We start from the raw sequence: 14,582 nt of genomic DNA, 5'->3' as shown, positions 1-14,582 counted from the left end.
GGAGGCCGGGCTGGTGGGCCCCCCCCCTCTACGTCGCGCCGGACGCGGCCCCCCGCCTCGGCTACCCCGGCTTCGCCCCCTACGTACGCGGCGGCAGGCCCGCGACGACGGGCTGGGAGGTCCGTCAGCGGCACGAGCTGCCGGACCCGGAGCGGGCCAACGCGGCGGTGCTGGCGGACCTCGAGAACGGCGTCACCGCCCTGTGGCTGGCCGTCGGCGAGGCAGCGCTGCCCGTGTCCGGCCTGGCCCGAGCCCTGGACGGCGTCTTCCTCGACCTCGCGCCGATCGCCCTCGACGCGGGCGACGAGACCGGCGCGGCCGCGCGCGAGCTGCTGCGGCTCTACGACGCCGCGGGCGTCGCCCGGGACGCCGCGCGCGGCAGCCTCGGCGCGGATCCGCTCGGCCGGGAGGCGCGGACCGGCGCCCCGGCGGCGACGGACGAGGCCGTGGAGCTGGCCCGGCTCTGCGCGGAGCAGTACCCGGGCCTGCGGGCCCTGGCCGTGGACGCGCTGCCCTACCACGAGGCCGGCGCCTCCGCTGCGGAGGAGCTCGGCTGCTCGCTGGCGACCGGCGTCGCCTACCTGCGGCTGCTGACCGACGCCGGGCTCACCGTGGAGCAGGCCGCCCGGCAGCTGGAGTTCCGCTACGCGGCCACCGCGGACCAGTTCCTGACGGTGGCGAAGCTGCGCGCGGCCCGTCGGCTGTGGTCGCGGGTGGCCGAGGTCTGCGGCGCCGGCGGCACGGCGGCCGCGGCTCAGGTCCAGCACGTGGTGACCTCGCCGGTGATGATGACCCGTCGCGATCCCTACGTGAACATGCTGCGCACGACCATCGCCTGCCTCGCCGCGGGCGTCGGCGGCGCGGACGCCGTGACCGTGCTGCCCTTCGACCACGACCTCGGCCTGCCGGACGCGTTCGCTCGCCGGATCGCCCGGAACACCTCCTCGATCCTGCTGGAGGAGTCCCACCTCGGCCGGGTCGCCGACCCGGCGGGCGGCTCCTGGTACGTAGAGCGGCTGACCGACGAACTGGCCTCCGCCGCTTGGACGTTCTTCCAGGAGCTCGAGCGCGCGGGCGGCCAGACGCAGGCACTGCGCTCCGGCATGGTCGGCGAGCGGATCGCGGCCACCTGGGCGGCGCGCGGCAAGAAGCTCGCCAAGCGCCGCGAACCGGTCACCGGCGTCAGCGAGTTCCCCAACCTCACCGAGAAGCCCGTGGTGCGCGAGGAGGCTCCGGCCTTCCGTCCGCTCGGCCGCGCGGGCGGCGACGGCAACGGTAACGCCGGCCTGCCGCAGGTGCGCCGCGACGAAGTGTTCGAGGCGCTGCGCGCCCGGTCCGACGCCCACCTCGCGGCCACGGGCGCACGGCCCCGGGTCTTCCTGGCCGCACTCGGCCCGGCCGCCGCGCACACCGCCCGCGCGACCTTCGCCGCCAACCTCTTCCAGGCCGGCGGCGTCGAGGCGGTCCACGACCCGGCGTCGGTGGACGCGGAGACCGTCGCCGAGGCGTTCGCCGCCAGCGGCGCCGCCCTCGCCTGTGTCTGCTCCAGCGACGCGCTCTACGCGGAGCAGGCCGAGGCCGTCGCCGAGGCGCTGCAGTCGGCCGGCGCGGCGCGGGTCTACCTGGCGGGCCGCCCCGCCGAGTTCGCGCACGTCGACGCGTACGTCTTCGCCGGCTGCGACGCGCCGGCCGTCCTCTCCTCCGCCCTCGACCTCATCGGAGCCACGGCGTGATGCAGATTCCCGACTTCTCGCAGGTCGACCTCGGCGGGAGCACCCCGGCCGAGCCGACCGAGGAGCAGTGGCGCGCGGCGGTGAAGGAGGCGACCGGGAGCAGCGTCGCCGACCTGTTGTGGGAGACGCCCGAGGGCATCGGCGTCAAGCCGCTCTACACCGGCGAGGACCTGGCCGGGCTGGACTTCCTCCGCACCTACCCAGGCGTCGCGCCGTACCTGCGCGGGCCCTACCCCACCATGTACGTCAACCAGCCGTGGACGATCCGCCAGTACGCCGGCTTCTCCACCGCGGAGGAGTCCAACGCCTTCTACCGCCGCAACCTGGCGGCCGGTCAGAAGGGCCTGTCGGTCGCCTTCGACCTGCCGACCCACCGCGGCTACGACAGCGACCACCCGCGCGTCACCGGCGACGTCGGCATGGCGGGCGTGGCGATCGACTCGATCTACGACATGCGGCAGCTGTTCGACGGCATCCCGTTGGACAGGATGACCGTCTCGATGACCATGAACGGCGCCGTGCTGCCCGTCCTCGCCCTCTACATCGTGGCGGCCGAGGAGCAGGGCGTGCCGCCCGAGAAGCTCGCGGGGACCATCCAGAACGACATCCTCAAGGAGTTCATGGTCCGCAACACCTACATCTATCCGCCGAAGCCATCGATGCGGATCATCTCCGACATCTTCGCGTACACCTCGCAGAAGATGCCGCGCTACAACTCCATCTCCATCTCCGGCTACCACATCCAGGAGGCCGGTGCGACGGCCGACCTGGAGCTGGCGTACACCCTCGCGGACGGCGTGGAGTACCTGCGGGCCGGGCAGGCCGTGGGCCTGGACGTGGACACCTTCGCGCCCCGGCTCTCGTTCTTCTGGGCGATCGGCATGAACTTCTTCATGGAGATCGCCAAGATGCGCGCGGCCCGGCTGCTGTGGGCCAAGCTGGTCAGGCAGTTCGATCCGCAGAACCCCAAGTCGCTGTCGCTGCGCACCCATTCACAGACCTCCGGCTGGTCGCTGACCGCGCAGGACGTGTTCAACAACGTCACCCGCACCTGCGTGGAGGCGATGGCCGCGACCCAGGGCCACACCCAGTCGCTGCACACCAACGCCCTCGACGAGGCGCTGGCGCTGCCGACGGACTTCTCCGCGCGCATCGCCCGCAACACGCAGCTGCTGATCCAGCAGGAGTCGGGCACCTGCCGGGTGATCGACCCGTGGGGCGGCTCCGCCTACGTCGAGCGGCTCACCTACGACCTGGCCCGGCGCGCCTGGCAGCACATCCAGGAGGTCGAGGCCGCGGGCGGCATGGCGAAGGCCATCGACGCGGGCATCCCCAAGCTCCGCATCGAGGAGGCCGCGGCCCGCACCCAGGCCCGGATCGACTCCGGCCGCCAGCCGGTCATCGGCGTCAACAAGTACCGCGTGGAGAGCGACGAGCAGATCGACGTGCTCCAGGTCGACAACTCCTCGGTCCGCGCCCAGCAGATCGCGAAGCTGCGCCGCCTGCGCGAGGAGCGCGACGAGCAGGCCACGCAGGACGCGCTGCGTGCGCTGACCGCCGCGGCCGAGCGCGGCTCGAGCCAGGGCCTGGAGGGCAACCTGCTCGCCCTGGCCGTGAACGCCGCGCGCGCCAAGGCCACCGTCGGCGAGATCTCCGACGCCCTGGAGAAGGTGTACGGGCGCCATTCCAGCCAGATCCGTACCATCTCCGGCGTGTACCGCAACGAAGCAGGCGAGTCCTCCTCAGTCACCCGCACCCGCGCGCTCGTCGACGCGTTCGACGAGGCGGAGGGACGCCGTCCGCGCATCCTGGTCGCCAAGATGGGCCAGGACGGCCACGACCGCGGGCAGAAGGTGATCGCGACGGCCTTCGCCGACCTCGGCTTCACCGTCGACGTGGGCCCGCTCTTCCAGACCCCGGCCGAGGTCGCCCGGCAGGCGGTCGAGGCCGACGTCCACATCGTCGGCGTCTCCTCGCTGGCCGCCGGACACCTGACGCTGGTGCCCGCGCTGCGCGAGGAGCTGGCCGCCGAGGGCCGCGAGGACATCATGATCGTGGTCGGCGGCGTCATCCCGCCGCAGGACGTGCCGACCCTGCTCGACATGGGCGCGGCGGCGGTCTTCCCGCCCGGCACGGTGATCCCGGACGCGGCCTACGACCTGGTCCAGCGGCTCGCGGCCCAACTGGGCCACGCATCACTGGACCACGGTTCGGCGGGCGAGGCGTAGGCGCGGGGATGCCCATCGACCTCGACGCCTACGTCAAGGGTGTGCTCGACGGGAAGCGTGCGTCCGTCGCGCGCGCCATCACCCTCGTCGAGTCCACCCGGGCCGACCACCGGGCGCTCGGGCAGCAGTTGCTGACGGAGCTGCTGCCGCACGCCGGGAAGGCCCGGCGGATCGGCATCAGCGGCGTGCCGGGGGTGGGCAAGTCCACCTTCATCGACGCCTTCGGCACCATGCTCACCGGCATGGGCCACAAGGTGGCCGTGCTCGCCGTCGACCCGTCGTCCACGCGCACCGGCGGTTCGATCCTGGGTGACAAGACCCGGATGGAGCGCCTGGCCGTCGACCCGGCCGCCTTCGTGCGCCCCTCGCCGAGCGCCGGGACGCTGGGCGGCGTGGCCAAGGCCACCCGCGAGTCGATGGTGGTCATGGAGGCCGCCGGCTACGACGTGGTGCTGGTGGAGACCGTGGGCGTCGGCCAGTCCGAGACGACCGTCGCCGACATGGTCGACTCCTTCCTGCTGCTCACCCTCGCCCGCACCGGCGACCAGCTCCAGGGCATCAAGAAGGGCGTGCTGGAGCTCGCCGACGTCATCGCCGTGAACAAGGCCGACGGTCCGCACGAGCGCGACGCCCGTGCGGCGGCGCGTGAACTCGCGGGCGCGCTGCGCCTGATGCACCCGGCCGACGCTGCCTGGACCCCGCCGGTGCTCACCTGCAGCGCGCGCGAGTCCGGCGGCCTCGACACCGTGTGGGAGCGTCTGGAGCAGCACCGGACCCTGCTCGACGGCACCGGCCGCCTGACGGCCAAGCGCCGCGCCCAGCAGGTCGACTGGGCCTGGGCGATGGTCCACGACGAGCTGCTGGGCCGCCTGCACGCGGACCCGGCCGTCCGCGCGCTCACCCCACTGCTCGAAGAGCAGGTCCGCAGCGGGGAGTTGACCGCGTCCCTGGCCGCGGAGAGGATCCTGTCCGCGTTCGACCGCCGAGAGCCCTGACCGGCGCTTTTGCGACCGTGCCCCGGCCGGCCTGGCCGGCCTGGGCACGAGCGCGACGTGCTAGCCTGCGACGACCGGATTCGAGCGCCCCTGGCGCGCGGATACCGGCAGCGCGTCAGGAGCGAAGTCGGTGACGCCCGTCTCACGGGCCATTCCGACGCTGTCCCGCAACTGTGACGGCCCGCCCGGGGCCCAAGCCAGGTCGACTCCCTCGCGCAGACGACATCAACCTCGTGGGAAGGCTGATCCGTCCCGGCCGCGCGTGCGCTCGCACGCCCCCTCGGTCGGCGCGATCGCCCGCCTTCCCTCCAGATCCGACGGAGAATGCGGCCACCATGCGCGCTCGGCAGCGGTACAACCGGCGAGGACCCCTGGTCCGGAGCCTGACAGCGGCAACCACGGCTCTGGCCGTCGCGGCGGTGGTCGCCGGCTGCAGCTCAAGCGGTTCGACGACAGCGACGTCCTCGCCCTCCGCCACGGCCGGCGCCGCGTCGTTCCCGGTCACGGTCGCCGCGGCGAACGGCAAGGTCACCGTGAGATCCGCGCCGAAGCGGATCGTGTCACTCTCCCCGACCGCCACCGAGGACCTCTACGCGGTGGGCGCGGGCAAGCAGGTCGTCGCGGTCGACTCGGACTCGAACTACCCGAGCAGCGCCCCGGTCACCAAGCTGAGCGGCCTCACGCCGAACGTCGAGGCCATCATCAAGTACTCCCCTGACCTGGTCGTGGCCTCCGCCGACTCCGCCGGCCTGGTGGCGCAGCTGACCAAGGTGGGCGTCCCGGTGCTGATCGAGCCAGCCGCCACCAAGCTGGACGACGCCTACCAGCAGATCCAGCAGATCGGCACGGCCACCGGCCACGCCGCGCAGGCGCAGCAGACGGTGACGTCGATGAAGTCCGCGATCGCCGCGGACGTGGCCAAGGCCGGCACCGCGCACAAGGGCCTGACGTACTACTGGGAGGTCAGCGCCAACCCGTACTACTCGGTGACCTCGCAGACCTTCATCGGGCAGATCGTCTCGCTGTTCGGCCTGAAGAACATCGCAGACGCCGCGGACAAGGCCTCCGACGGCGGCTACCCGCAGCTGTCCCAGGAGTACCTCGTCACCGCCAAGCCGCAGCTGATCCTGCTGTCGGACAACAGCGCCGCCGACGGCGGCCAGTCCCCGGCGATCGTGGCCGAGCGCCCGGGCTGGTCGGGCATCCCGGCGGTGAAGAACAGCCAGATCGTCGGCCTGGACGACGACATCGCCTCGCGTTGGGGTCCCCGTCTGCCGCAGCTGGTCGCGCAGATCGAGCAGGCGCTGGAGAAGGCCCCCGCCCAGTGATCCACCCGCGATCGGATCGGCGCCGATCGGGCCGCCGCCGGTGAGCGCACCGCGCCGCGCCCTGCGCTCCTACTGCACCGCGGCGGCCTTTCTGGCCGCCGCGGTGCTGCTCAGCGCCATGGTCGGCGCTGCGGATCTGAACCCCTGGGCCACCGCGTCCGCACTGCTGGACAAGCTGCCCTTCGTCGACCTGCGCTCGGGGCTGAGCCCGCTCGACCAGGCGGTGCTGTTCCAGATCCGCATGCCGCGCATCGTGCTCGGCGCGCTGGTGGGCGGGCTGCTCTCGCTGGCCGGGGCCGGCTACCAGGGCGTGTTCCGCAATCCGCTGGTCGACTCGGGTCTGCTGGGCGCCTCGGCCGGAGCCGGTCTGGGGGCCACGATCGCGATCGTCTACCTGGGCGGAACCGGCCCAGCGGCGGTCCCGGCGGCCGCCTTCGTCGGCTCGCTGGTCGGCGTCGCCGTCGCCTACCTGGCCGGCGCGGCCAGCGGGACGGGCACGGCGACCCTGCTGCTGGCCGGACTGGCCGTCGGCATGTTCCTCACGGCGATCCAGACGCTCGTGCTGCAGCGCTCCGCGCAGGACATCCAGCAGGTCTACTCCTGGCTGCTCGGCTCGCTGGCCACCGGCGACTGGCACCAGGTGGTGGAGATCCTGCCGTACGCCGCGGTCAGCTCGCTGGCGATCCTGCTCCACGGGCGGCACCTGGACGTGCTCTCCGTCGGCGACGAGGAGGCCCGCACGCTCGGGATGCGCCCCGCCAGGATCCGGCTCGTGGTCGTCGCCGCCTGCGCCCTGGCCGCGGCCTCGGCCGTCGCCGTCAGCGGCCTGATCGGCTTCGTGGGCATCGTCGTGCCGCACGCGGTCCGACGGCTCGCCGGAAGCTCCTACCGGCTGGTCCTGCCTCTGTCGCTGCTGTTCGGCGCCGGGTTCCTGGTGCTCGCCGACACCGTGGCCCGGACCGTCCTGGCTCCGGGCGAGCTGCCGATCGGCGTGGTCACCGCGGTGGTCGGGTCGCCGGTGTTCATCTGGATCCTGCGCAGCACCCGGGCGGTGCGCACATGAGCGCGCTCGCCCTCGACGGGGTCCACGTCGACCTCGACGGCACGCCCGTTGTGCGCGACGTCTCGTGCGCGGTCGACTCCGGGGGCTGGCTCGGCGTCATCGGCCCGAACGGCGCGGGAAAGTCCACGCTGCTGCGGGCCGTGGCCGGCCTGCTGCCGCGCCGCGGCCGGGTCGCCGTGGACGGTGCGGACACCAAGGGGCTGCCCGGGCGCGAGCTCGCGCGGCTGCTCGCCTTCGTCCCGCAGAGCCCGATCCTGCCGCCCGACATGACGGTCGCGGAGTACGTCCTGCTGGGCCGCACCCCCTACCTCGGTTACCTCGGCGGCCCGGGCCGCCACGACCGGGCCGTCGCCGACAACGCGGCCGAGCAGCTGGACGTCGCGCGCTTCGCGGAGCGCAGGCTCGCCACGCTGTCCGGCGGTGAGCGCCAGCGGGTCGTCCTCGCCCGCGCGCTCGCCCAGGAGCCGCGCCTGATCCTGCTCGACGAGCCGACCTCGGCCCTCGACATCGGCCACCAACAGCAGGTGCTCGACCTCGTCGACGACCTGCGGCGCGCGCGGGGCCTCACGGTCGTCACCACCCTCCACGACCTGACCACCGCCGGCCAGTACGCCGACCGGCTCATGCTGATGGACGAGGGCCGGGTCAGGGCGAGCGGCCGGGCTGCCGAGGTGCTCACCGAGGCGCTGATCTCGGACGTCTACACGGCCCGCGTGCGGGTCGCCCTCGACGGCGGCGGGCGGCCGGTCGTGACCCCCCTGCGGGACCGCGCGGCCGGGAGCACAGCCGAGGACGCGGCCGGGTGAGCGCGCCCGTGCGTCATGTGCTGGTCCTCGGCGGCACGACGGAGGCACGCCTGTTGGCCGAAGCGCTGGCCGCCGACCCCGCGTACGAGGTGACCACCTCGCTGGCGGGGCGGCTGGCCGCGCCGAGACTGCCGGCCGGGCGGGTGCGGATCGGCGGCTTCGGCGGCCCCGAGGGCCTCGCGGCGTGGCTGCGCGCCGAGGCGGTCCACGCCGTCGTCGACGCCACGCATCCGTTCGCCGCCGCGATGAGCGCCCACGCCGCCGCCGGGGCGGACGCGGCGGGGGTGCCGCTGCTGGTGCTGCGCCGTCCGGGGTGGGAACCCGTCCCGGGCGACCGCTGGCACCGCGTGGCGTCCCTGGCCGAGGCGGCCGCGCTGCTGCCCCGGCTGGGCGCCCGGGTGCTGCTGACCACAGGCCGCAACGACCTGTCCCCCTTCGCGGGCCCGGACCGGCTCCCGGAGCTGGACGCGCTGTGGTTCCTGACCCGGTCGGTCGACCCGCCGTCCGGCCCGCTGCCCGCGAACGTCGAGGTGCTGCAGGCCCGCGGTCCCTTCACGGTGGAGCAGGAGCTCGCCCTGCTGCGGGACCGCCGGATCGACGTGCTGGTGACCAAGGACAGCGGAGGCGCGGCCACCGCGCCCAAGCTGACGGCGGCACGGGAGCTCGGCCTGCCGGTCGTCGTGGTGCGGCGGCCTCCCGTGCCGCCGGGTGTGACGCGGGCGTCGGACCCGGCCGGCGCGCTGGCCTGGCTCGCCGCGCGAACCTGATGCACAACGACCTAACGGCGGAAGGCAGAATCGCTACCATGCGGAAGATCCTCGTCATCGGAATCGGCGCGGGCGACCCGGACCACCTCACGCTCCAGGCGGTCAAGGCCATCGCGCGCACCGACGTGTTCCTCCTCCTCGACAAGAACGAGGAACGCCAGGACCTCGTCCGGCTGCGGCTGGAGATGATCGAGGAGCACGGCCGCCCCGGTCACCGCGTCGTGCAGGTGCCCGACGCGGAGCGCGACCGCCGCGCCCAGCCCGGCTACCCGGCCGTGGTCCACAGCTGGCGCACGCGGCGCGCGGAGCTGGTGGAGGGCCTGATCGCCGAGCACGTCGGGGGCGGCCAGACCGGCGCCCTGCTGGTCTGGGGCGATCCGGGGCTGTACGACAGCGTCATCGCCGTCCTCGACGAGGTGCTGGAGCGCGGGGAGGTGTCCTTCGACTACGAGGTCGTGCCGGGCATCAGCAGCGTCTCGGCGCTCGCGGCGCGCCACCGGACCGTCCTCACCAGAGTGGGCCGGCCCGTGCGCGTCACCACCGGCCGCCGCCTGGCGGCGGAGGGCTTTCCGGCCGGTTCGGACGACACGGTGGTGATGCTGGACGGGAAGGCCGCGTTCGCCTCGATCGACCCCGCCGGGATCGACATCCACTACGGCGCCTACCTCGGCACCCCGGACGAGATCCTCGTCTCCGGTCCGCTGGCGGAGACCGCTCCCCGGATCGCCGAGCTCCGGCGCGAGGCGAGCGACCGCAAGGGCTGGATCATGGACAGCTACCTGCTGCGCCGCACGGAGGACTGAGCCCGGCCCGACGCGGTCGTGACCGGCGTGCCCGGACGCGCGCCGGTCACCGCGTCGATCGCCGTCTCGAACACCCTTGGTCCACGGGCCCGGTCGACGACCGCCACTCGGATGTCGTCCAGGCCGCAGCAGGCCTGACGCACCGTGTGCGGGGCGGGCGCTCCCTCCGCGCGGCGCTCGCGGTCGCGCTCCGCGCCGTGCCGCACGGCCTCGTGCACGGCCCGCGCCAGCCGCGCGCCCCACACCGACCTCGGCCCGCCGAAGGGATCGGCCTCCTCCCCCGGCCCCGGCTCCCGGACGGCGACGCAGACCGCGTCGGAGGGCGTGCCCGAGCAGGAGTACCCGGCGTCGAGGAGTGCCTGGACCTTGGCCTCGGTGGCCGTCGCCAGCAGGTTGACCAGCCCGGCGTCGGAGACCGGGGCGGGGACGACGCCCAGGATGTTGATCGTGCCGGGCCGGTAAGGGCCCTGACGGTCCGGCACCGCGTCGGCGGCCGCCCAGGTCGGCAGGCCGATGCCGGTCGTCACGACGGCGGTCGCGCCGACGTCCTCGGCCCAGGTGACGTCGTCGACCTGGGCGGCGGTCATCAGTCCGACGCCCGGTCCGGTCAGGCCCTGCGCCTGCGCGAGGTCGGCCAGGTGGCGGTCCGGGTCCATGCGGCTGTACCCGGGGCGGACCTGCGCGTTGAGCACCCACGCGCGGGAGCCGACGCCGCCGCCCAGGATCGCACTGCTGACCATGCGCCAGCCGGGCCCCGCCCGCCACACCAGCAGGTGCCGGCACGCACCGTCCTCGATCCTCCCGGCCCGCGCGATCCGCACCCGCCCCACCGTTCCTCCGCTCCCGCGCCCACCCCTCGGCGGCGCGCCCCGTCATCATCCCAGGCCGCGCCGGGGACGACCTGCTCGCCACCGACGGTGTCCGGGGCGGCGTCGTTCCGGAGCCCGCCGGTGACTCGGCATCACGCGGGGGGTGGCCCTCTGGGTGTCCCACCGCGCCTTCGCACGCGCGTGGCCGCGCGTGTCCGTGCGCGTGCGAAGGAGTTCCGCACGGTATAGCGTGGTGTCTCGTACAGTCGCATCCGCGCTGGTCACGGCCGCACGCCGGGGCCGCGTCGGCCTGCGACACGCCCCCGTCACAGCACAGAGCCCACACCGCTTGGTCCACACATGCGGGAGGTGGAGCGGTGACGACCGCTACCAGGTGGCGACCAGACCTCCCGGTGACCGTCTTCTGCCTGTGGACGATCGCGCTCATCGGTCTGTACTACGCCTTCTCCGCCCAGAGAACGATCTTCGTCGCGGTCGGTCTCAGCGGCGTCGCGGGCATCGTGCTGGGCATGGTCCGCAACCGGCCCGCCCATCCGCTGCCCTGGCTGCTGCTGGCGACGGCCAATCTGACGTTCACGCTCGGGGAGCTCGCGCAGATCGTCCTGATCCAGTACGAGCACGAGGACCCCTTCCCCTCCATCGCCGACGCCTTCTACCTGGTCACCTACGTCCTGTACGCGGCGGGGTTGCTGGGCTTCATCCGCTGGCGGTCGTCACGGCAGGACCGGGCCAGCCTGGTGGACGCGCTCACCCTCACCGCGGGCCTGGCGCTGCTGTCCTGGGTCTACGTGATCGTCCCGTACGCCCACTCCCCCGGCCAGACCTGGCTCCAGCGGGCCATCTCCATCACCTACCCGCTCGGGGACATCCTGGTGCTGGCGATGCTGCTGCGGCTGCTGGCTCCGCGCGGCGGCAAGAGCCCCGCCCTGGTGCTGCTCACCATCGGCACCGTCGGGCTGCTGGCCGCGGACGTCGCCTACGCCGAGATCCAGTTGCACGGCGTGTGGCGGACCGGTACGCCCGTGGACCTCGGGTGGGCGGTCTTCTACGGCGCGTGGGGCGCGGCGGCGCTGCACCCGTCCATGCGGGCGCTGACCGAGCCGGTGGCGGTGCGGCAGGAGACGGTGCGGGGCTGGCGGCTCGGTCTGCTCACCGTCGCCTCGCTGACGGCTCCGGTGATGCTGATGGTCGCCGCCGCGCGCGGGGAGACCGGCAACGCCGGGGTGATCGGGGCGTTCTCGGCGGTGCTCTTCCTGCTGGTCCTGCACCGCCTCTCCGGCGTCGCGGCCACCCACCGTCAGGCTCTCGCCCGCGAGCGGGTGCTGCGCGCGGCGGCGACCGGACTCGGCGACGCCGAGTCCGTGGCGGACGTCGCGGCAACCGTGACGGACGCGGCGCGGGTGCTGCTGGACGGCGGCGCCGGACGCGGCGTCGTGTTCGCCGTCAGGGACGAGGGCGGCGCGTGGTGCGTGCGGACGTCGGGGGGTCCCACGGAGGACGGGACGAGCCCGCCCGTCGCCGACGCCGACAGCCTGGTGGCCGTCGCGAGCGGCGGCACGCGGCAGCTGAGCCCGGCCGAGCTGCCCGCACCCCTGCGGGCCTGCTTCTCGGGCCGGCATCCGGTGCTGGTCTGTCCCCTCGCCGCGCAGGACCCGTCGACCGAGGACCCACCGGAAATGGGCGCGCTGCTGGCCGAGTCCGACGAGTGGGGCCTGACCTCCCGCCGCGACAGCCTGGCCACGCTGGCCACCCAGGCGGCCCTGGCGTCGCAGCGGCTGCTGCTGAGCCGGGAGATCGGCCGCCGTAAGAGCGAGGCGTACTTCCGTACGCTGGTGCAGAACGCCTCGGACGTGATCCTGATCCTCGGCGACGACGACCGCGTCCGCTACGCCAGCCCGTCCGCCGCCCAGGTGCTGGGCTCGACGGAGCTGACAGGACGCCGGTTCACCGATCTGGTGGTGCCGCAGGAGAAGCGCATCGTGCACGATGCGCTGGCCCAGATGCGGGTGCGCGACTGCGACAGCCGCCGCGACCACTGGCGGATGGTGCGGCCGGACCAGGGCGCCGTCGAGGTCGAGGTGCGCTGCAGCGACCTGCGCGCCGACCCAACCGTCGGCGGCCTGGTGCTCACCCTGCGCGACGTGACCGAGCAGCGCAACCTGGAGCGCGAACTGACACACCGTGCCTTCCACGACCCGCTGACGGGCCTGGCGAACCGGCTGCTCTTCCAGGAGCGGGTGTCCCACGCGCTCGCCCAGAGCCACCGCGAGGGCACCGTCGTCGGCGTGCTCTTCGTCGACGTCGACGACTTCAAGATCGTCAATGACGTGCAGGGCCACGGAGTCGGCGACGAGCTGCTGGTGGCGCTTGCGCTGCGCCTGTCGACCACGGTCCGCGCCTCGGACACCGCCGCTCGGATCGGCGGCGACGAGTTCGCGCTGCTGATCGAGGACCCGATGACGCCGGAGGACGTGGAGGCCTTCGCCGACCACGTGCTGGAGGTGTTCACCGAGCCGTTCCAGCTCAGCGTGGGGCCGGTGAGCGCCTACGTCAGCGTCGGCATCGCCACCACCGAGGACAGCTACGACTCCGTCGAGCTGCTGACCCACGCCGACCTGGCGCTCTACGAGGCGAAGACCGCCGGGAAGCGCCAGTGGCGGCACTACCACCCGTCGCTGCAGAGCGGCATGCTGGAACGCCACGAGCTCCAGGACAGCCTCAACCGCGCCGAGGTGGACTCCTTCCAGGTGCTCTACCAGCCGATCGTGGAGCTCGCGAGCGGCAGGGTGGAGGGGTTCGAGGCGCTGCTGCGCTGGCCGCACTCCACCCGCGGCGTGGTGATGCCCGAGCAGTTCATCACGCTGGCCGAGGAGAGCGGCCAGATCGTGCCGCTCGGCGGCTGGGTGCTCGACCTCGCCACCGAGGAGGCAGTGGGGTGGCACCGCCTGCTGCGCGAGCGGAACGTGACGGGCGGCGTGCCGGTGTGGCCCTACGTCAGCATCAACGTCTCGCCGCGCCAGTTCCATGACCCCGGTTTCCTCGGCGTCATGCACCACGCGCTGGAGCAGTCCGGCATCGCTCCGTCGTCCCTGGTCCTGGAGCTGACGGAGAGCCTGCTGATCCGGCGTGACGAGCGGGTCCTGGCCGAGATGCGGGACCTGACCGAACTCGGGATCCGCATCGCCATCGACGACTTCGGGACGGGCTACTCGTCGCTGAGCTACCTGCGTGAGTTCCCGATCTCGATCCTGAAGATCGATCGCACGTTCATCGACGAACTCGGCCGGTCCCCGCAGCAGTACGCGCTGGTGGAAGGCATCACGCACCTGGCCGACACCCTGGGGGTGGCGGTGATCGCCGAAGGCGTGGAGACACCCCGGCAGCAGGAGCTGCTGATCGCGCTGGGATGCCAGCGCGGTCAGGGCTACCTCTTCGCGCAGCCGATGGAGGCGGAGGCCGCCCGCGAGCTCCTGCTCGCGTCGGCGTCCGGGGCCTACCGGCCCAGCGCCCTGCGGCCCGGAGTCGCCTGAGCCGGCCGCCGCCGCCCGGCTCCCCAACCCCTGGAAGGCCCCTGGAAGGCGATGCCACAGCGACCCTCGCCCACACCACCGTCCGGCCGGTACCTGCTGCTCCGCAACCAGCAGGAGCAGTTCGGCGTCTGGCCGGCGGAGCTTCCGCCGCCCAAGGGCTGGCGCCCGGCCGGGCCCCCGTCGGAGTCCGCCCACGCGTGCTCCGCCGCGCTCGCCACCGGGCGCCCGTACCTGTGGCCGAAGCTCCGTCCCGGCCACCGCAGCCAACCGGGCGCGCCGACCGGACGCGCCGCGGGCCGCGGCGCCCGCGGTGATCCGGTGCCCACCGTGTCAGCGCTGGTCCGCATGCAGGCGCACCGCACGCCGCTCGCCCCGGCGCTGCTGTGGACCGGCGGCCGGTTCGACTACGCCACCCTCGACACCCGCGCCGACGAGACCGCGGCGGCGTTGCAGGAACGCGGCTGCGTCCCCGGCACGGTCGCGGCGGTCTGCCTGGACC

10 protein-coding genes and 1 pseudogene are annotated in these 14,582 nt (G+C 73.7%); 10 read left to right on the top strand and 1 reads right to left on the bottom strand.

Going from position 1 to position 14,582, the window contains the following annotated elements; genetic code table 11:
- From TR48_RS20465 to cobF, 8 genes are all read left to right on the top strand, one after another.
- A partial coding sequence (locus tag TR48_RS20465; RefSeq protein WP_063771022.1) for a methylmalonyl-CoA mutase family protein occupies positions 1-1,733 on the top strand: 1,733 nt, incomplete at its 5' end.
- Positions 1,733-3,961: a methylmalonyl-CoA mutase gene (gene scpA, locus TR48_RS20460; RefSeq protein WP_042369423.1), complete on the top strand. Its 2,229-nt coding sequence runs from the start codon at positions 1,733-1,735 to the stop codon at positions 3,959-3,961. The genes TR48_RS20465 and scpA, both read left to right, overlap by 1 nt.
- Positions 3,962-3,969: 8 nt before the next feature.
- Positions 3,970-4,956, top strand: a complete 987-nt coding sequence (meaB, locus tag TR48_RS20455; protein ID WP_042369421.1) for a methylmalonyl Co-A mutase-associated GTPase MeaB — start codon at positions 3,970-3,972, stop codon at positions 4,954-4,956.
- A gap of 557 nt (positions 4,957-5,513) precedes the next feature.
- The gene (locus tag TR48_RS20450) at positions 5,514-6,284 is read left to right on the top strand and encodes an ABC transporter substrate-binding protein (RefSeq protein WP_201777140.1); all 771 of its coding nucleotides are present in this window, start codon (positions 5,514-5,516) and stop codon (positions 6,282-6,284) included.
- 40 nt (positions 6,285-6,324) lie between these two features.
- On the top strand, positions 6,325-7,347 hold the full coding sequence (locus tag TR48_RS20445) for a FecCD family ABC transporter permease (RefSeq protein ID WP_042369419.1): 1,023 nt from the start codon (positions 6,325-6,327) through the stop codon (positions 7,345-7,347).
- Positions 7,344-8,153, top strand: coding sequence for an ABC transporter ATP-binding protein (locus tag TR48_RS20440; RefSeq protein ID WP_042369417.1), 810 nt, complete (start codon positions 7,344-7,346; stop codon positions 8,151-8,153). The genes TR48_RS20445 and TR48_RS20440 overlap by 4 nt, the downstream gene beginning before the upstream one ends.
- A complete protein-coding gene (locus TR48_RS20435; RefSeq protein ID WP_084729587.1) occupies positions 8,150-8,920 on the top strand; it encodes a cobalt-precorrin-6A reductase in 771 nt (256 codons plus the stop codon). The genes TR48_RS20440 and TR48_RS20435 overlap by 4 nt, the downstream gene beginning before the upstream one ends.
- Positions 8,921-8,958: 38 nt before the next feature.
- A complete protein-coding gene (cobF, locus tag TR48_RS20430) occupies positions 8,959-9,723 on the top strand; it encodes a precorrin-6A synthase (deacetylating) (RefSeq protein WP_042369414.1) in 765 nt (254 codons plus the stop codon).
- A gap of 179 nt (positions 9,724-9,902) precedes the next feature.
- Here cobF and TR48_RS20425 read toward each other — a convergent pair.
- Positions 9,903-10,553, bottom strand: a pseudogene (locus tag TR48_RS20425) (adenosylcobinamide amidohydrolase); the annotation flags it as partial.
- A 356-nt stretch (positions 10,554-10,909) separates the two neighbouring features.
- Here TR48_RS20425 and TR48_RS20420 point away from each other — a divergent pair.
- Together TR48_RS20420 and TR48_RS44970 are read left to right on the top strand one after the other, a co-directional pair.
- Complete coding sequence (locus TR48_RS20420; RefSeq protein ID WP_152628062.1) at positions 10,910-14,083, top strand: putative bifunctional diguanylate cyclase/phosphodiesterase; 3,174 nt, start codon at positions 10,910-10,912, stop codon at positions 14,081-14,083.
- Between the two features lie 51 nt (positions 14,084-14,134).
- The coding region (locus tag TR48_RS44970) for an MbtH family NRPS accessory protein (RefSeq protein ID WP_042369412.1) at positions 14,135-14,582 on the top strand (448 nt) is incomplete at its 3' end.

The organism is Streptacidiphilus neutrinimicus, assembly GCF_000787815.1.
Lineage (GTDB): Bacteria > Actinomycetota > Actinomycetes > Streptomycetales > Streptomycetaceae > Streptacidiphilus > Streptacidiphilus neutrinimicus.
This window is presented reverse-complemented; position numbering and strand designations above follow the sequence as displayed.